The organism is Streptomyces sp. ISL-36, from assembly GCF_018614205.1.
GTDB lineage: Bacteria > Actinomycetota > Actinomycetes > Streptomycetales > Streptomycetaceae > Streptomyces.
In genome coordinates this window covers 19,566-37,098 of record NZ_JAGGOS010000094.1, presented here as the reverse complement: position 1 = coordinate 37,098, position 17,533 = coordinate 19,566, and the positions used below count along the sequence as shown (strand labels likewise).

Here is a 17,533-nt window from a genome sequence, read left to right as displayed (position 1 = left end):
CCGAGGGGCATCGTACCTGCGCAGAGGGGGCGCGACGAAGGAGAAGCGCATGATCCGGCGGCGGTGACCCTGGGTGAGCATCGGGATCCGCGAGGGGCCGGTGAAGGGGGTGATCGGGGCAGAACGAAGCCCCCGATCACGGGGGAACAACCGGGGGCTTCGTGTCCGCGGCGGCTCCGAAAAGCCGCACATTGAGAACGTAAGACCTGTACGCCCCTTGGGTCAAGCGGAGTTGAGGCACTTGCGGAGGTCGACTTTCGGCAGCTCAGATCCGGCGTCGATCGTCGTCACGGTCCGTGATGATCTGGTTCGGGCCTGCTGTCACTGACGGCCCAGGAAGCCACTCGTACCCCTCCGGGCACTCACGCACCAGGGCGTCGGCGAAGGGACGCGAGGGGTCCGCGGCGAAATGGCGAGTCTCCGCCACCGTCCAACCGTCCCAGAAGGCCGCCTGGGCCGGTCCGTCCCGGTGCCGCCCGCGCGCCCAGGACTCCTCGGGCCCCCGCTCCATCCAGAGCAGCGCGGCGAGACGCGGACGCAGCGCCCGGCGCCCCGCCCCCACCCCCTCGACGAGCACGACCGGCGCCGGAGGCAGCTCCCTGGGCGGACCGAAGCTCCGCAGATTCCAGTCGTACGGGTGATAGCGCGCGACCTCGCCCCGCGCGAGGGGCTCGATCACCTGCTCGCGCATCCGCTCCGTCCAGGCGAACAGCTCCTCGTGCGAGGCGAGGTCGTCGAGATGAAGGACAGGCGCGTCCAGCCGAGCGGCGAGCCGCCCGGCGAAGGTCGACTTCCCCGAGCCCGCGTGCCCGTCCACCGCGATCAGCCGCACGGGCCCGCAGGAGGGCGGCCGCCGGCGCAGCGCGTCGGCGGCGCGGTCGAGGGAGTGCATGGCTTCCAGCCTAGAGGGTGCCTGGTGAGGCCCCCGCTGGGGACAGAGCCCGCGGCCCCGAAGGGCGGCCGGCGGCCGCAGGTCAGCCGGAGGGGGGTGTCACTGGTCGAGACCAATATTGGTCGCTCGACGCGGGTCGAATCGCTGGCAGAAGCGCTCCACGAGCCGCAATAGTGGGCACGCCCGGGCACGCAGGGTGCACGCCCGGGCACCGCTCTGCCCGCCCGCGCACCGCTCAGCCCCGCACCGAACAGCCGCGCCCCGCACAGCCCCGCCCGTAGGTCTCAACCGTTCTCGACTGGGGGTCACCGCCCATGACCAGTTCCACCCCGCGCAGAACCGTTCTCGCCGCCGCCCTCGCGGCCGCCGCCGGTACGGCCGCGGTCTCCGGCGCTCCGGCGACCGCCCGGCCCCGGGCCGACGCGGAAGCGGGCGCGGCCCCCGCCGCCGCGCCCGGTCTCGTCGACAACCGCTTCTGGACCTCGTACACCGACTGGCGCTGCGGCACCGCCGCCGGGACCCGGGCCGTCGCCGGCCACCGGCCCGGACTCGTGATCGCCGCCCCCGCCGGCCGCCTCGACTACGCCGACCCGCACACCGGCCGCACCTCCACCTGGGAGTACGCGAGCTGGACCTCCCCGGTCCACACCTCCACCGTGCCCGCCACCGAGGTCATCGCCTCCTGGAACGCCGACACCCCGGCCGGCACCTGGATCCAGATCGAACTGCGCGGGACCTACAACGACGCCACCGCCACCCCCTGGTTCGTCATGGGACGCTGGGCGGCCGGGGACGGCGACATCCGCCGCACCTCGGTCGACGACCAGAGCGACGGCAAGAGCTCCATCTGGACCGACACCCTCTCCGTCGACGACACCGCCGGGGGGCTGCGTCTCCTCTCGTACCAGCTGCGGTTGACCCTCTACCGGGCCCCCGGCACCGATCTCACCCCGACGGTGTGGCGGCTCGGCGCGATGGCGTCCGACATCCCGGACCGATTCACGGTCCCCGCCTCGACGCCCGGGCTCGACCGTGAGCTGACCGTCCCGCGCTACTCGCAGAACACCCATGTCGGCCAGTACCCGGAGTACGACAACGGCGGCGAGGCGTGGTGCAGCCCGACCTCCACCCAGATGATCGTCGAGTACTGGGGCCGCCGGCCGAGCGCCGAGGAGCTGGCCTGGGTGAATCCGGCCTTCGCCGACCCCCAGGTCTGCCACGCCGCCCGCTTCACCTTCGACTACCAGTACGAAGGCTGTGGCAACTGGCCGTTCAACGCCGCCTACGCCGCCACGTACCCGGACATGAACGCGGTCGTCACCCGGCTGCGCTCGCTCACGGAGCTGGAGACCCTGATCCGCGCGGGCATTCCGGCCATAACGTCCCAGTCCTTCCGCAAGGAGGAGCTGACCGGCGCGGGCTACGGCACTTCCGGCCATCTGATGACCGTCATCGGCCTCACCGCGGACGGCGACGTGATCGCCAACGACCCGGCCTCGCCCAGCAACGAGGCCGTGCGCCGGGTCTATCAGCGGCGTGAGTGGGAGAACATCTGGCTGCGCACGAAGAGGTACGACGCGAACGGCAAGGTCAGAAGCGGTACGGGCGGTGTCTGCTACATCTTCTGGCCGGTCAAGTCAGCACCAAGTCAGCACCGCGCGCTGAGGTCGCTCGGCCTGGTGTGAGCATGTGCGGCCCGACGGCCGTCTCGACGACCTGACGGCAGCGCTCCTGGCCGTCCTGCGTGAGGTGGCCGTACCGGTCCACCGTGACCTTGATCGAACGATGTCCGAGTCAGCGAGACACCTCGTGAATGGACACTCCGTTGGTCAGGGCCACGGTGGTCCATTTATGCCGGAAGTCGTGCGGGTTGTATGCGGGAAGCTCCAGCCGCCTGATGGCGCGGTCCCACGACTTGCGTAGAAGATCGGGATACGGCATCCCGCCGCTTGCATTGCGGATCGGAAGCCGGTCGATGAATGTCTCAAGGGAAGCAGGCACGGGTATGTCGCGCCACTCGCCTTCTTTCCGATGCTTCAACGGGGCGTATTTCGGCGTGTACTTTCCGGAGGTGTCCTTGTAGCGAATCACCTGCCGCCGGATTCGCAGGGTGCCGTCGCGCATGTCTTCCGGGAAGACTCCCAGAGATTCCCCTATACGAAGTCCGCAACACGTCATGAGCCATATCGCCGGAGACAGGCGAGGTCCGATCTCCTTGGCGATGGCGGTTATCTCGTCGAAGCTGGGAAGTTTCCTGTCGTCGACAGGAATGACAGGGTTCTCCAGCTTCTCGGCCTGCGTCATGGGATTCACGGGAATCCGCCTGTGGCGCACAGCGTGGGAGAACAGCGCCGAGAGGGCTATGTGCCGGGACTCGATGGTGTTGAGGGCCGCCCCATCCCGGCGCCAGCGTGCGTACAGACCCTCGATGTCCGCTGCGGTGACCTGCGAGATCATCTTGCTCCCCAGGTGGGGGACCACGTGGAGGCGGACGATGCGCTCGTACGACTCGAGGGTGCCGGCGGAAGCGGTCTTCTTCGCGAGCCAGTCGTCCGCGTACCGGCGGAGCGACACCTTGCCGGCGTCGGGGTCGACGTAGATGTTCTCGCGTTTGTCGCCTTCCATCTTGGTGCGAAGTCGACCGCGTCCTTCTTCCGGGCGAACGATTTCTCCCGCTGACGCCCGGTGCGTCCGCCTGGCCCCCTGTAGCGGACGGTCCACCGCTTGCCCGACGCGGCAGAACCGTTGTCGATGATTTGAGCCAACCTGTTCACCCATCTCTGCTCACACGGTCGTTGGCCGTGTTTTTCGGTGTGGGTGGTGTTGTAGTCGATGTTTCCGGCCGCGCCAAATTTCTCAGCACGTGAAGATTTGACGACTCGCGTCATCGCATGCGGCCGAGCGGTGAGTGCGCCGAGGTGTTGCATGAGCAGGGCCCCCGAATCAGGGGCCGTCTCCAAGAGCGCGTGGAGGAAGTCAAGAAGGAGGGGCTCGGGCGGCTGACGCCGATCTGCTTCCTCAAGGCTGCTAATCAGTTGGCTGTGGGGTCGAGTCCCACGCGGCGTGCAGATGCGCCTCCCTCCTCGGCGATGACACGAAGGAAGGGGCAAGACGTGAGTCTGCACGCGGTGTCAGGCGTTACTCCGCCGCACTCTGCGGTCAGCCCGCGCGAGTGACCCGTCTCGGCCATCAGATCGCCTGAGCGAGAGGTGTATGCGAACGGGACCCGCGATGCGGCGAAGCGACCTGCCTCACCACCGCCGCTGAACGGAGAGACCCCAGTCCTGTGACCGCACTGCTCGTCCTTGCACCTGTCGCCGGCCGGGTCAAAACCCGGCTGACACCACCCTTCACCCCGGCCGAGGCTGCCAGCCTCGCCGAAGCGTGCCTGCACGACACCCAGATCGCGATCCCGCCGCGCCAGCCGAGCGGCACGTTCTCCTCCTCAACGGAGACATCGGCTCCTGGCTGCCGCCCGGCGCCGAAGTGATACCAAGCCTGTCCGACACACCGGCCGAGCGCATCGCCGCCGCCTACGACCTTGGCCCTGGCCCCGTCCTTGCGATGGGAATGGACACTCCCCAGGTCACCACGGACATCCTCGCGCCCGCCCTCGCCCCAGGCGCGTGGACCGACTGCGACGCCTGGACCGGGCCGGCCACCGACGGCGGCTTCTGGTCCCTGGGGCTTGCACGCTCCGACCCACGCGTCCTGCGCGACGTCCCCCTGCCCACCGCGGACACCATGACCGTGCAGTACGAGCGTTTGACCAGCGCCGGCCTGCGCGTTCGCACGCTTCCTGAGTTGAGGGACGTCGACGCCGCGCTCGTCGCCGCAGCCTCACCGCACACCCGCTTCGCCAAGCGCTACAACCAGCTCATGGCGCCCTGCCCGTACCGCCCAGAGACTGCGTTGAGGACGTCATAGCGCGCCAACCGCGTACATGGCACTCGTGTGGTGAAGGCGGTACGGCGGCGCGGCGACGTCCGCCGCCTGCCGCGACCACTCCACCGGCGGGGGCCGCTTCATCGGGGGAAAACCGTGCGAATCGCATGCGCGCGGTGATCACGGGATGCCACAGTCGGGTCATGCGTAGTGACGAGGCCGACGTGCAGGGATCCGTCACCGACCTGGCACGGGAGCGGTGGGGAGTCACGCTCGGTGGAGAGTTCCCGGCGCGGTTCGCGGAGCCGGGGTGGAACTATGAGGAGAGCGTCGGCCGCCGTTGTCCCGCGTGCGGCGGCGAACTGCACGCCCTGCGCAGACCGTACGAGTCCCAGGGCCGGACCTATCAGTACACGGCGCTCGTCTGCCCTGCCTGTCCCACCGCCTTCACGCTCGCGGATCTCGGGGTGAAGCGATACGACCAGCTGACCGACGCCGTGCCCCGCCAGGTCACCGGCCAGGCGACCCGGGACCGTCCGGCACCCGTGACGCTCGGGGCGTGCCCGGACGGGCCGGGGATCACCGTGACCGCGATTGTCAGGGTGCCAGCGCAGCCGCGTCCGGGGGTGGGCGCGGGCCGTGGCCCGGCGTGGCCGGATGACCTGGCCGTGCCCGACGAGACCGAGCAGCGCGCGTTGTTGTGGTGCAAGGTGGTCGATCCCGCATGGCGCCCGGCCGACGCGGCGCTCACGGCTGCCGAGGACGTGCGGGTGATCCTCCCCGAAGCCCCGGAGTACGAGGCGCTGCGGACCTGGCTACAGGAGCGGGACGTCCCGTACCGCGTCAGCCGCTACTGGGAGGAGCCCGGACAGGTCGGCACGGTCAACGACACCGGCGGCCGTATGGAGCTGCTCGCGGTCGGTCCGGATGGCGCGGCCGCTGCCGCCGGGCCCTGGGCGGTGGCGGCCCGGGACGCCTTCGCCGCCCAGTGGGACGCGTTGGAGGAGCTGCCGGACGGCGACGGGGACACCTACGTGCCCGTCGGCGAGCTGGTGCCTGCCGAGTGGGCCGGGTTGCTGCCGCACCCGTCGTTCAACCCGGTGCAGGCCGCCGCCGTTCCGGGGGTGCTTGAAGGCTCCGGGCATCTGGTCGTGGTGGCGCCGACAGGGGCGGGGAAGACTCCGATCGGGATGGTCGCGGCGCTGGAGGCGCACGCACGCGGACGGAAGGCGGCCTGGCTGGTGCCGCAGCGCTCGCTCACCGACGAACTCGACCGCGAGCTCCAGCTGTGGCGCCGCCGCGGGCTGCGGGTGGTGCGCCTGACCGGTGAGGCCGCGGTGGACACGGAGCTGATCCGGTCGGCGGACGTGTGGGTGGCCACCACCGAGAAGTTCGAGGCGATCTGCCGTGCGGGCTCGCTGCGGGACGCGCTCGCGGAGGTCGGCTGCCTGGTGGTCGACGAGATCCATCTGCTCGGCGACCCGACGCGCGGAGCCGTACTGGAGGCGCTGCTCGCCCGCGTACGGGAGGACAGCGCGGCCACCCGGATCGTCGGCCTGTCCGCGACGGTCGCCAACGCCGACGAGGTCGCCCAGTGGCTGGGCGCCCGCCTGATCCGCACCACCTGGCGGCCCACGCGGCTCACCTGGCAACTGCCCCTGCTGCCCCCGGTCGACGAGTCAGACTGGTCGAAGCGGGCCGCCGTCCGCACAGAGGCCGCCGTCCGCATCGCCCGGCAGGTCACCGAGGACGGCGGCAGCGTCCTCGTCTTCTGCGGCAGCAAACGCCGGGTGCGGTCCACGGCGCTCGCCCTGGCCGCCGATCGGGGCGTGCCCACCGCCGGTGTGGACGCCGACGATGCCGAAGCCGTGGAGCGGCTGTGCACCAAGGCCGGGGTACGGCTGCACTACCGGGACTGGCCGTACAAGCGGGAGGCCGAGCAGGCCTTCCGCGCCCGCGAGGCGGAGATCCTGGTCGCGACGTCCACCGTGGCGGCCGGCGTCAACCTGCCCGCCCGCGCTGTGATCGTCGGCGACACCACCATCGGCCTGGACCGTATCGAGGTGTCGATGGTCCAGCAGATGTTCGGCCGTGCCGGGCGGATCGGTGCCGGAGAGCGCGAGGGCTGGGCGTTCCTGCTCACCGACCCGGCGGAACGGGCCCACTGGCAGGCCCGGTTGGCCGCCGGGTACACCGTACGGTCGCGTCTGGACGAGCACCTGGCCGACCACCTCCTCGCCGAGGCCGTGCAGGAGCGGCTGTCGACCCTGGAGGAGGCGGAGCGCTGGTGGGCCGGAACGTTCGCGGCCTATCAGGGCCATGACAGCGTCGAGCCGCTGCACGAGGCTGCACAGTTCCTCGCCGACGTGGGCTGTCTGCGGCCTGCCGCCGACGAGGACCGCCTGGAGCCCAGTGCTTTGGGCCGGCTCACCAGTCGCTTCATGGTCGATGCCACGCTCGCCGACGACCTGGCGACGGCGCTGCGGCAGGCCCCGGTACCCGAAGACCCGCTCGCCGCCGAGCAGTTGCTCGCGGCCCTGCTCAGTACCCGCCTTCCCGTACTCGAACAGGCGCCGTTCACCGAGCGGGCGAAGGCTGCCCTGCGCCGGGTCCTGCGTGAGACCGAGCACGCGGACGACGAGCAGGAGGACCCCTGGGGCCTTGGTCCGGCGGAGGAGGCGGCGCAGGACGACGGGCAGCGGCCACAGGCCGGAGACCTGGCCCGCGCGGTCCTGCTCCTTGCGGCGACTCGTTCGCGCCTCTTCCGTGGCCGCCCCGCTTACGTCCTCGGTATCCCCGTGGACTCCATGACCGGCATCCTGGAGGAGGCCCAGCGCTATCTGGCCTGGCTCGGCGCGCAGGGCCCCCTCGGCACGGTTCATCCCTGGGTGGCCGTCGTCGCCGGCGACCTCGCGCTGCGCATCCGCTGGCGCACCCTGGGGGCCGGCCGAGGGGCCGGACGACTGCTCTGGATGTGCGAGCGCATGGCCACCGCCCCGCTCGCGCCCGGGCTCGTCCCACGTATGTGGAATGCGGCACGGGCACGCGGCATCGACGCGCCCGACTGGAATGGCACGACCCCGCCGAGCGACTGCGCCTTGACCCCCGACCGCTACCGCGCCCTCCTCGCGGAGCGCGCCACCGGCACACGCCTCACCCTCCAGGACGACGCGGTCCACGTATGGGCCCCGCCAGGAGCCGTGATCCGCCTGTGGAACGGTGCGACCACCACTCTGCACGTCGCCCACGGCGAGGAGACCACGTTGCTCCTGCCGCGCGCCGACCCGGCCGACTCGTCGGCGGGGCGCCGCGGCGCGGCCGTCTTCACCCGCGGTGACAGGCTGGCGGCAGGGTGGATCGGAGAATACGCCGCAATGCGTGCCTGACTTGGATGAGCCCCGACGCTGCCCAAGACCGAGACCGGCGCAGCGATAGAGACCGAAACGGAACGTGCGGGGACGCCTCGGGATGGCCGATGGCGTGCAGCAGGTCGCGCCGCACGTCATACCGGTCCCGAACAGGCGACGGGGACCGCGCGGCGAGTGGCACACGGACCGAGTCCGGTCCTGAGCGCTCCGACGCGTCGCGAGCGGGACTCGCGCTGTGCTGGGCGACGTACTGGCCGATCTCCACGATGTACTGGTCCCGCTCGGCGCTGACCCAGCGGGCGTGATCCCGTACGGAGACGTCAGCACCGACCGGGCCTGTCGGTGACGGCGTAGGCATGTCCGCCATGGGGGCTACCGCCGTGCCGCCGCGCCCGGCGTTGCGCCCGAGCATCGTGAACGGCTGTGCATGGGCCTGTCAGTGGAAGTCATGATTGGCGAATTCACCTTGCTGCACGGCGTGGACGAAGGGCTCCCAGGAACGGTCCGAGAAGTTGATCACCGGCCCGTGCGCGAGCTTTGAGTCGCGAATCGGGACCCTGGGCAGCGGGGGGGGGGTGAGTAGTTCCACGCACCCGTTGTCGGCGCCGCTGTAGCTGCTCTTCCGCCACACCCGTATCGGCTCGGTCACGACGTGCAGTCCTCCTCGTCAACTTCTCTGCGATAAACCGGCGTTCATTCGGCGGTGCCGAGCGCGGCCTCGTGCTCGGCGCGGCATGCCAGGGTATCCGGATGGTGATCACCAAGGACGCGCGCGCAGAGCTCGAGCGTGCGCGCGGCCGTCTCCCGGGCCTCCGCATCGCGTCCGAGGCCGCGCAGGATGCGGGCCAGCATGATCTCGATGGACAGCGTGTGCGGATGCTCTGGACCGAGGACACGCTGTCGGGTGGTACGCACGGCCTCGGCGGCCTCCAGCGCCTGTTCCCATTGACCGATACGGGACGACACGTCCGCCAGGCGCTGCCGCGCGGCGAGCGTCCGCGGATGGTCCATGCCGAGCACCCGCTCGCTGCCCTCCAGCGTGGCACGGGTGTGGACGGCGGCCTCTTCCCACTCCCCGATGCCGGCGAGAACCCAGGCGAGGGCGATGCGGCTCAGGAGGGTGTGCGGGTGGTCATCGCCGAGGGCCTGCTCGCTCACCACCAGGTTGTCGGCCGCCAGTTCGCGTGCCTCGTCCCAGCGCCGCTGCTGCCCGATGGCCTCGGCGAGCCGGCCCCGGCTGTCGATCGCGTCCGGATGCGTGGCGCCCAGGACGCGTACGCGCCCTTCGGCGGCCCGGCGCATGCACCGCTCGTCCTCCGCCCAGCGGCCGAGACCGTACAGGGAGATGCCGAGGGCATGGGCGCTGGCGAGCGTGTCCGGGTGCTCAGGGCCGAGCAGCGCCTCGCGGGCCTCCAGCGTGGACTCGTGCACCGAGGCGGCCTCGTCGAAGAAACCCAGGGCTGTCAGTGCCCGGCCGCGCTCGTGCCGGTCGGCTAGGGCCTCAGCGGAGCCCTGCCCTTGGGTGACGTGGGCAGCGTCGTCCGCGAGCGCCCGCGTCGTGGCGTAGTCGCCGCGCGCGTACGACTGGTCGCGCAGATCACGTACGACCGCCAGCGCCGATACGGTCGCCGCCTCGGCGCGGTGCGCGGCGGCCTGCCCCAGCAGGGCCGAGGCGTGGGGCGTGAACAGCCGCAGGGTGTGCGGGTCGACGTAGCGGCCCGAGTCCGTCGACAGGAGCCGGCGCAGAAGGCCGGCGGCGGATTCAAGCAGCAGCGCCCGCTGGGCGACCGGCACGCGGGATGCCACCGTTTCAAGGAGTAGCGGGTGCGCCTGCACGCTGCGCACGGCGGCACGCTCGGCGCCGGCGGACGCCTCGATGAGCGAGACCAGGGAGTGGGTCATCAGCCCTTCGAGGGCGAGGTTGGCGCGTTCGCCGATGAGTGGCGGATCCGCGTGGAGCAGTCCGGTGCCGTCGAGCCCCGTCGGAGCGAGGACTCCGACGGGCAGCGGCGCGCTGGCGAAGCACGACAGCAGCCTGAGCAGTGTCGTCGCCTCGGGAACGCCCTCTTCGGTGAGGGCGTCCAGGGAGATCTGCCAGGTACCGGTGATCAGCCGCCGCAGTTCCTGCTCCCCAGGCGCAGCACCGCGGTCGAGCAGCGACGGGTCGGCGTCAAGGCGCCTCAGGTATTCGTCCACGGAGACCGGCTCCAGAAATTGTCGGCCGAGGTAGGCGCCGGCGTGTGACAGCGCCAACGGGTGACAGCCAAGCCGCCGCGCCAGCAGCTCCAGCTTGGCGACGTCCTCGTTGCTGACCGCCAGGTCGCGCAGCACGTCGACGGCGTAGGTGAGGTCGAGGACGTCCAGCGGATGTCTGGCGGCCCGACGCCACGCGACGGCGTCCCGGAGCCGGCTCGTGATCAGGACGATGCCGCGACTGCTCGACCGCAGCCAGGCGCCGTGCCCGAACACCGACGGATCGTCCGCGTTGTCCAGGACGAGTAGCCAGGGCTCCGGCGACCGCTCCAGGTACTGCCAGACGAAGTCCGCTTCCGCGCGGCGGCCCTCCCGAGCGGCGTCGACCTCCCGCTGCGTGGCCCCGCGATCGTGAGCCACGGCCAGCATCCCGGAACGGAACGACGAACGGTCGGAGGCGTTGACCCAGAGCCCGACGACTCCATGGCCGGCCACTGCCTCGTCGAACACTGTCTGGGCAAGCGCGGTCTTGCCGCTGCCTGCCATGCCGTGGACGACGTGTACGCCGTTCGCCGCGGCGGCCGGATCGCGGACGGCCTCCAGAAGGACGGCACGGATATCGAGCCGGTCGCGCAGCGGCGAACTCAGCGGTGCGACCAGAGGAGTACGGACCGACTCCGGACTCGCCCACCCCAGACCGGCCCCTGGAACAGGCGGTTCGGACTGCTGGACGGCGTACTCCACGATGATCTGGTCACCGGCTGCTTGGTATACGCGGCTGTGTCCGTCCGCGAAAGCCCGCAGCACGTGATCTCCGTGAGGAGGACCGGCCTGTCCTCTCATCGCTCCACGATGTGCTGGTCGCGGCCGGCCTGGTAGACCCGCGCGTGCCCAGACGCGTGAGCGTGCATGTGGACCGAAGGAGCAAGGGGGCGCTCGGCCTCGGGCAGAGAGGCGCGTGCCTCGGCCAGGACCTCCTCCAACTCCTGGGCGATGGAGGGATCGGAGGCCAACAGACGCGTCAACCTGCGGCGCCAGTCCCGCGCCAGATCCTCGGCGCCGGCCGAGTCGCCCTCGCGGTGAGCCACGAGGATCTCCTCACGGGTCTCCTCCAAAGCAGTGTCGACCTCGTCCGCCTGTAGCGGGCGCACCCGCCGCCACAGCGATACGACGCCCTCGCGTGTCCGCTGCCATGCGTCAGTGGCCATCAGCGCGACGACGGTGGTTCCCGCGGTCTGCGCCAACACTTCAGGATCCATGACCGATTCCCCCCGCAACTCTGCACACGTGACAACGATGATAGGCAGCGGTCCTCAAGCCGAGCGGGCGATTCACGCCACCGGCCTTACGCTCGGCACATGTCTGGCCGAAACTCTGTGCTTCGGCGCGGCCATAGGCACCTGCCTCTCGGCGTGTGATCAACACACTCAGCAGGGTCGAGCGTTCGCTCGCAAGAGCGAATCCGGCACGTCCACAGCTCTCGATGACCCGCCAAGTGACCAAGTGGTGATTCGCACCGTGGACGTCAACTCTGCGTGGCCGGAAGTCTGCTGGGCGTGACGCCGTCACCGCACTGGCCTAGCGTTGGGGGCCCAGATACCGAGGGGGCTCCATGGGTAAGCGTCAGCGTCGACGCCAACGTCAGCAGCGGAACGGGCGCAAGCAGCAGCGGTCGGCAGTACGCCGGTATCTGTTTCCCAGTGCGCAGAGGCCACTGTTGGAGGTGTGCTTCGAGGACGGGGTGTCCGAGGAGCACAAGGCGCTGTGCCTGGCGTACTGGGAGTTCTACGAGCCGGGCACGTGGAGCCGGAAGGTCGCCGACCTCGGCTCCAGCACTCTGGTCCTGCGGATCGTGAAGGAGTCCTGTCACGCCAGTGTGCTGACGCTGCTGTGCCCGCAATGCGCTAGCCCGATCACGGTGAGGACCCGTTCCGATCTTGCGAGCACGGGGCGGTGGCGGCCGGAAGTCTTTCCCATCGAGGAACAGAACGCCAAGGTGCCCTGCGACGCCTGCCGTGAGGTCGCTGCCGAGGCGCGTCGGCAGGCAGAACAGCGTGCCGGCGAGGAGCGCCGCAGGAAGTCCGAGACGCAGGCGTCGAACGCCAGCGCGTGGGTCGCCGATCACAGCGGCCACCCGCTCCCTGAGGAGCCACCGTCGGTCCAGGACGCCCTCGCACTGCTCACAGTGATCGACATCATGGAGCGCAAGGACAGTGAGTCGTTCGGGCCGCTCAAGAAGGTCGACTATCTCCTTGGCACGTCAGTAAGCGCCGACGTGGAGACGCTGAAGAACCTGCACCGGCAGCGGTGGATCGCGCCCACCTTGCCTGCGACGATCGGGGACTTCGCATTCAACGGCGACGACGCGGTCCGCGGCGTGTACGTCGATCAGGTGCCGTGGCGGCTCGCCCACAGCCTTGGTGCTGAGGCGCCGCAGGCTCGCCGGGACACTGCCGATGACACGCGGCGGATTCTGCTCGATCGTGCGCCTGAGCTGAAAGAGATCGGGCAGGACCTCGATGCGGTGACCGCCCTGATGTACCTGGACAACCTCTTGACGCGGAAGTACGCGGAGGAGCCGGTCCCCGAGCACCGGATGCAGGAGGCGTACGACACGTTCCGGGAGGGGCTGCGCGGTGGCTTCACCCTTGGTCAGCTCCTCGCGGTCGCCTGGAGTGCCACGGCCAGTTCCGTGGCTTGGGGACAGCGCACCCCCGGGCTCAAGCCTGGGAGCGTGTCCTCGGCCGCAGTGACCAACCTGGGCCGGCGCCTCGGTTACGCCAAGGATCGTCCGGTACCCGAGTACGACCTGCCGAACTGGGTGACACCTCCGGCGACACGAGCGACCTTGCTGCGGCTGTTGGAGCAACACAGGGCCGAGAGCGAGGCCCTGCTCCGGTTCCGGTCCCTGCAACAGCGCCTCGGCTCTCGGGACCTGGAAGCTCTTGAGCTTGACGGAGACCTCGCCGAGGCGGCGGACAGCGGTGGAGCGACGACGAAGGACTCGTCGTTCTGCGAGTACCTCGCGGACCTGCGTAGCGATGCACGGGTCCGTGAGCCGTCGCCCCCGCTCACGTACGCGTTGGTGGTCTCGGACGGATCCCTGGAGTTCCGCTCAGAGAGCCCCGAGGACATGCGGGAGAACGTGGGCGCGGCCGGGGCGGGTCTGGTGGACCGGATCATCCTCGACGAGCCGCGTACGGTGCACGCCTATGTCGGCGAAATGGTGCCCACGACGCGGGAGAACGCCAATCCGGTGGCCACGGAGATGCTCCGGTTGCTGGGCTGCCACGACGGTCCGTTCTTCGGCGCCATCTCCTTCTTCGCCGTCGGGCCGCGCAGTTACCAACCGCGGAGCCTGGACCAGGAGCAACAGGAGATGCTGTGTGCCGCCCACGAGGTGGCTCAGGCACGCGAGGCGCCATCGTCACACTGACGGGAGAGGGGGGACCCCTCAACCCAAGGTGAGCTGCCCGGTGGGTGCCTGGCCTCGCGGGATCGGTACGGCGGACGTCGGGTGTGTGATGCGGTGGGGCAGAGCTGTGTTGCGGCGCTGGGTCCGGTTGTTGGAGACCGCTCGCTCGACAGCCTCGGTCTGGCCGATGAGCATGACACCCCGGCGGGCGCGGGTGACGGCGGTGTACAGCAGGTTCCGTTGCAGCAGCATCATCCCGGCCGCGTTGATCACGGGGACGACGACGTACGGGTACTCGCTGCCCTGGGAGCGGTGGACGGTCAGCGCGTATGCATGGACGAGTTCGTCGAGATCGGCGAAGGGGTACGCGGCCGTCTCCGCGTCCGTGAAGGTGACCGTGAGCTGGTGGGCCTCGCCATCGACAGCGGTGACTGTGCCACTGCTGCCGTTGAAGACCCCCGACTCGCCTCGATGGGGGTTGTTGCGGACCTGCTGTACGCGGTCACCGAGCCGGAAGGCCTTTCCATCGTGGTAGTGCTGCGGCTTGTCCGGCGCCGGCGGGTTGAGACGCTCCTGAAGGCGCAGGTTGAGATCGCTCATGCCGGCGATGTTCTTCTTGCCCGGGCACAGGACCTGGACGTCTTCCGGGTGGGCTTCGAAGTGCTTGGGCATGAGCTCGCAGACCAGCTCGACCACGCGCTGGGCGATGTCCTCAGGGGTGGGGACACACCGGTTCCAGAATGCTCTGGGGTCGTCACGTGGCAGTTCGCCATGCAGGATGCGGTGGGCGTTGGTCACGATCGCGGCGCTGTCGTCGTGCTGGCGGAAGACCTTGGTGAGCCGGGTGCGTGGGATGTCCTCGACGTCCAGCAGATCGCGCAGGACGCGACCAGGGCCGACACTGGGCAGTTGGTCGACATCTCCGACCAGCAGGAGATGACAGCCGTCGCGGACAGCGGCGAGGAGTCTGCGGGCGAGTGAGAGGTCGATCATGGACGCCTCGTCGATGACCACCACGTCCGCTGTTTCCAGCACGCCGGCGTGGTCGAAGAGGGAGTCACCGTCGGGCGGACGGATCAGGCGGTGAACGGTCATCGCCTCCTGTCCGCAGGTCTCCTCCATGCGCTTGGCCGCCTTGCCCGTCGGTGCGGCAAGCGCGACGGCGGCACCGGCCTGGTCGGCGATCTCGACCAGGGTGCGCAGGGTGTGGGTCTTTCCGCAGCCCGGACCGCCCGTCAGGATGGACAGAGGCTGGGTCAGCGCGTTGTGGATCGCCTGGCGCTGTTCGCCGGTCAGCCCTGCCGTCTCCGTCGAGGCGAGTGCGGTCAACCGTTCGTCCCACGGAGCGAGTTCGGCCAGCGCGGGCGAGGAGGCGAGTAGTCGGCGTACGTGCCAGGCAAGCTGGGTCTCATCGCGATGGCAGCGCGCGAGCTGAGCGATCTCAGTGTCCGCCACTGCGTCGGTGCCGTCCATCACGGCCAGTGGAAGTGTCTCGGTGACCACATCCCCCTGCTCGCGCAGCGTATCCAAGGCATGCCGTAGGACCACGTCGTCGATGATTTCGGCGGTGGCGGGGTCGTCGTCGGACAGCAGGTGCCGGGTGTGGGCGAGCAGCACGCGTACGGGCAGGTGGCAGTGGCCTTGGCCGCCGGCCTTGTCGAGCTCGTGAAGGAGCGCGGCTTGGAGGCGTTCGGCGCTGTGCTTGGGCACGCCCACGGCGAGCGCGATCCTGTCAGCGTTGTGGAACCCGACGCCGTGCACGTCCCGGCACAGCTGGTAGGGGGTGCGGCGCACGATGTCGATCGGATCGTCGTCGGTGTCGACGTACGTCGTGTAGATCTTCACCGCGAGACGTGGGGTGATTCCTAGGTTCTGCAGGAACAGCATGATCTCGGCGATGGTCTTCTGTTCCTGCCAGGCGGCCGTGATCCTTCCGAGCCGGATCGCGCCGATGTTGTGCACCTCCAGCAGCCGTGTCGGCTCGGAGTCGATGACCTTCAGTGTGTGCTCGCGGAACGTGTCCACGATCGCGGAGGCGAGGGCCGGGCCGATGCCGCGGATCATGCCGGAGGCGAGATAGAGGCGAATCGCCCGTTCGTCGGCGGGCATGGTCCGTTCGCATTGCTCGACCCTGAGCTGTCTTCCGTGGCGGGGGTGCTGGGTCCACGAACCGCGCAGACGCAGGCTCTCCCCTGGCCGCACACCGAAGAGGGCCTTGCCGAGTGCGGTGATGGCTTCTGCGGCGTCGGCCGTGGTCAGCCGGAGCACTGTGGTCTCGTCGTAGTTGATGTGCAGCAGGTGATCGACGACGCCCTCGACCACATCTTGGGTCTCCACGGATGCCACGTGCTCTGTCTCCAAGGATGTGTACAGCGTTGGACCAGGTGGTGGTGCGGTGAGACCCAGCATGAACCTCACAGCGGCGGTCTATCGCGTGACTGAAGGATTCTGCTCACCGGAACGAGTGACAGGGCAGGAATGCGTGTCCGCGATCTTGCGCTTCGGAAGCCCAACGACCGGATAGAAGATCGACTGCCCGTCGCCCAAGGCGATGCTCATGTGCCGAAAGGTGTTCTCAACATGGGAACGAGTGCCTGGATGAATCGGTTGGAGCCCCAAGGCGCTAGCTGGCGGGCCGCCGGCTCGCTGCCGACCGGCGGCCGACGGCGACCGCTTCCAGCATGCGGTGCGCCGACTTCAGCGGCGACCGCGTCATCGACAACCAGTAACACACCAACGACACCAAGAAGCGTGACCACCAGGGCTTACACGGGACCAAGACATCCCGGGTGACGGCGCCGGGCCGTGGAGGCCTACTCTGCCTGCTCTTCCCCGCGGCGGTAGACGGAGGCCTCGCTGCCGAAGCCGGAGCCTCCGGATGGTTGAACTCCCACCCAACATGAGCCCGCGACGGGGATTCCACCCCTATCGTGCGCAGTACCCTCCGGGCATGTCTGCGGCAGCGACCCTCTACGTGGTGTCGGCGGTGCTGGAAGTGGGCGGCATCATCAAGACAGTTTGGGACATCCGTGCTGCGCGCCAGCACTTGCGCGACTACATCAGGCGCCCCGTCCACGTGTATGCCTCGAACGCGGCAGTCGCTGCCGAGGCGTACAACGCCAGCGTCGTCACGAGCGAGCCGAAGACGCTCGAGCGGCGCGTGGAGGACCTGGAGAAGTGGAAGGTCGGGGTTCCCGAGGAACTCAGTCGTCGCGACCGCGAAGTGACGGCTCGTCTGGATGCCCGTCTCCAAGGTGACCTCGATGCCACGCGGCGGTCCGTGCAGGCGCGGCTCATGGAGGTCAGCGAGTACCTGGAAGGGGGATTGCAGTCGGCAACGGTTAGCTATTGGGGGCCTGTCGCGTTGTTCGTAGGGGTGGTCGTCGGCTTCTGTGGAAATCTGGTCGCGCTCGGTTGAGCCCGGGCAGCTTGCGCGCCGCCTAGAAGCGGCAGTGCGACCACCCCTGCGGATGAGCAGTGGACCCTTTGCCGTGCCGCTAAGCTCCCTCGTGGAACGGTGCGACCGTTTGCGCCACGAGCCCTATTCGGCTGCGCGGCTTGTGGTCCGCTGGAGGAGAAGTGCTGGCGGTTGGCGGCATCAGAGCCAGGATGATGCGCAGCCAGGGATGGCGCAGGGAGCTCCTCGCGATGGACGTCCGTGTGTCGGTACCGCGGTCATCGAGGTGCACGCCGACGGAGGGGAGACGTCGGAGCCACCGCTTAGCGTGAGAATTACTCATCGTGACGGCGGGCCTCATGCCGACAACTTCCCACAGTTCT

Annotated in this window: 10 protein-coding genes and 1 pseudogene; 5 read left to right on the top strand and 6 right to left on the bottom strand. The window is 69.5% G+C overall.

Features of this window, described 5'->3' with window-relative positions; all coding sequences use genetic code 11:
• Positions 1–265: 265 nt before the first annotated feature.
• Positions 266–892, bottom strand: a complete 627-nt coding sequence (locus tag J7E93_RS23525) for a uridine kinase (RefSeq protein WP_215071927.1) — start codon at positions 890–892, stop codon at positions 266–268.
• Positions 893–1,206: 314 nt separating this feature from the next.
• On the opposite strand from J7E93_RS23525, the gene J7E93_RS23520 reads away from it, so the two are divergent.
• A complete protein-coding gene (locus J7E93_RS23520; RefSeq protein ID WP_215071926.1) occupies positions 1,207–2,577 on the top strand; it encodes a peptidase C39 family protein in 1,371 nt (456 codons plus the stop codon).
• Positions 2,578–2,686: 109 nt separating this feature from the next.
• On the opposite strand, the gene J7E93_RS23515 is transcribed toward J7E93_RS23520, so the two are convergent.
• Positions 2,687–3,517 carry a hypothetical protein gene (locus J7E93_RS23515; protein ID WP_215071925.1) on the bottom strand — a complete coding sequence of 277 codons (831 nt, stop codon included), beginning with the start codon at positions 3,515–3,517 and terminating at the stop codon, positions 2,687–2,689.
• Between the two features lie 661 nt (positions 3,518–4,178).
• On the opposite strand from J7E93_RS23515, the pseudogene J7E93_RS23510 reads away from it, so the two are divergent.
• Positions 4,179–4,819: pseudogene (locus tag J7E93_RS23510) on the top strand (DUF2064 domain-containing protein).
• A 161-nt stretch (positions 4,820–4,980) separates the two neighbouring features.
• Positions 4,981–8,163: a DEAD/DEAH box helicase gene (locus J7E93_RS23505; RefSeq protein ID WP_251066969.1), complete on the top strand. Its 3,183-nt coding sequence runs from the start codon at positions 4,981–4,983 to the stop codon at positions 8,161–8,163.
• Positions 8,164–8,581: 418 nt separating this feature from the next.
• Here the strand turns inward: J7E93_RS23505 and J7E93_RS23500 are convergent, their stop codons facing one another.
• From J7E93_RS23500 to J7E93_RS23490, 3 genes are read right to left on the bottom strand one after another with little or no spacing between them, the layout of a single operon-like run.
• Positions 8,582–8,794 (bottom strand): DUF397 domain-containing protein, encoded by a 213-nt coding sequence (locus tag J7E93_RS23500; protein WP_308368759.1) that lies wholly within the window; start codon positions 8,792–8,794, stop codon positions 8,582–8,584.
• A 44-nt stretch (positions 8,795–8,838) separates the two neighbouring features.
• Positions 8,839–11,145: a tetratricopeptide repeat protein gene (locus J7E93_RS23495; protein WP_215071924.1), complete on the bottom strand. Its 2,307-nt coding sequence runs from the start codon at positions 11,143–11,145 to the stop codon at positions 8,839–8,841.
• Positions 11,146–11,177: 32 nt separating this feature from the next.
• Positions 11,178–11,597, bottom strand: coding sequence for a hypothetical protein (locus tag J7E93_RS23490; RefSeq protein WP_215071923.1), 420 nt, complete (start codon positions 11,595–11,597; stop codon positions 11,178–11,180).
• A 482-nt stretch (positions 11,598–12,079) separates the two neighbouring features.
• On the opposite strand from J7E93_RS23490, the gene J7E93_RS23485 reads away from it, so the two are divergent.
• On the top strand, positions 12,080–13,774 hold the full coding sequence (locus J7E93_RS23485; RefSeq protein WP_215071922.1) for a hypothetical protein: 1,695 nt from the start codon (positions 12,080–12,082) through the stop codon (positions 13,772–13,774).
• Positions 13,775–13,792: 18 nt separating this feature from the next.
• Here the strand turns inward: J7E93_RS23485 and J7E93_RS23480 are convergent, their stop codons facing one another.
• Positions 13,793–16,099, bottom strand: a complete 2,307-nt coding sequence (locus J7E93_RS23480; RefSeq protein ID WP_215071921.1) for an ATP-dependent RecD-like DNA helicase — start codon at positions 16,097–16,099, stop codon at positions 13,793–13,795.
• Between the two features lie 604 nt (positions 16,100–16,703).
• Here J7E93_RS23480 and J7E93_RS23475 point away from each other — a divergent pair.
• A complete protein-coding gene (locus J7E93_RS23475; RefSeq protein WP_215071920.1) occupies positions 16,704–17,171 on the top strand; it encodes a hypothetical protein in 468 nt (155 codons plus the stop codon).
• Positions 17,172–17,533 lie beyond the last annotated feature (362 nt).

Bases quoted from the DNA above. Each gene is read 5' to 3' on its own strand.
- J7E93_RS23505 (WP_251066969.1), top strand. From the start codon at position 4,981: ATGCGTAGTGACGAGGCCGACGTGCAGGGATCCGTCACCGACCTGGCA.
- J7E93_RS23525 (WP_215071927.1), bottom strand. From the start codon at position 892: ATGCACTCCCTCGACCGCGCCGCCGACGCGCTGCGCCGGCGGCCGCCC.
- J7E93_RS23520 (WP_215071926.1), top strand. From the start codon at position 1,207: ATGACCAGTTCCACCCCGCGCAGAACCGTTCTCGCCGCCGCCCTCGCG.
- J7E93_RS23515 (WP_215071925.1), bottom strand. From the start codon at position 3,517: ATGGAAGGCGACAAACGCGAGAACATCTACGTCGACCCCGACGCCGGC.
- J7E93_RS23475 (WP_215071920.1), top strand. From the start codon at position 16,704: ATGTCTGCGGCAGCGACCCTCTACGTGGTGTCGGCGGTGCTGGAAGTG.
- J7E93_RS23490 (WP_215071923.1), bottom strand. From the start codon at position 11,597: ATGGATCCTGAAGTGTTGGCGCAGACCGCGGGAACCACCGTCGTCGCG.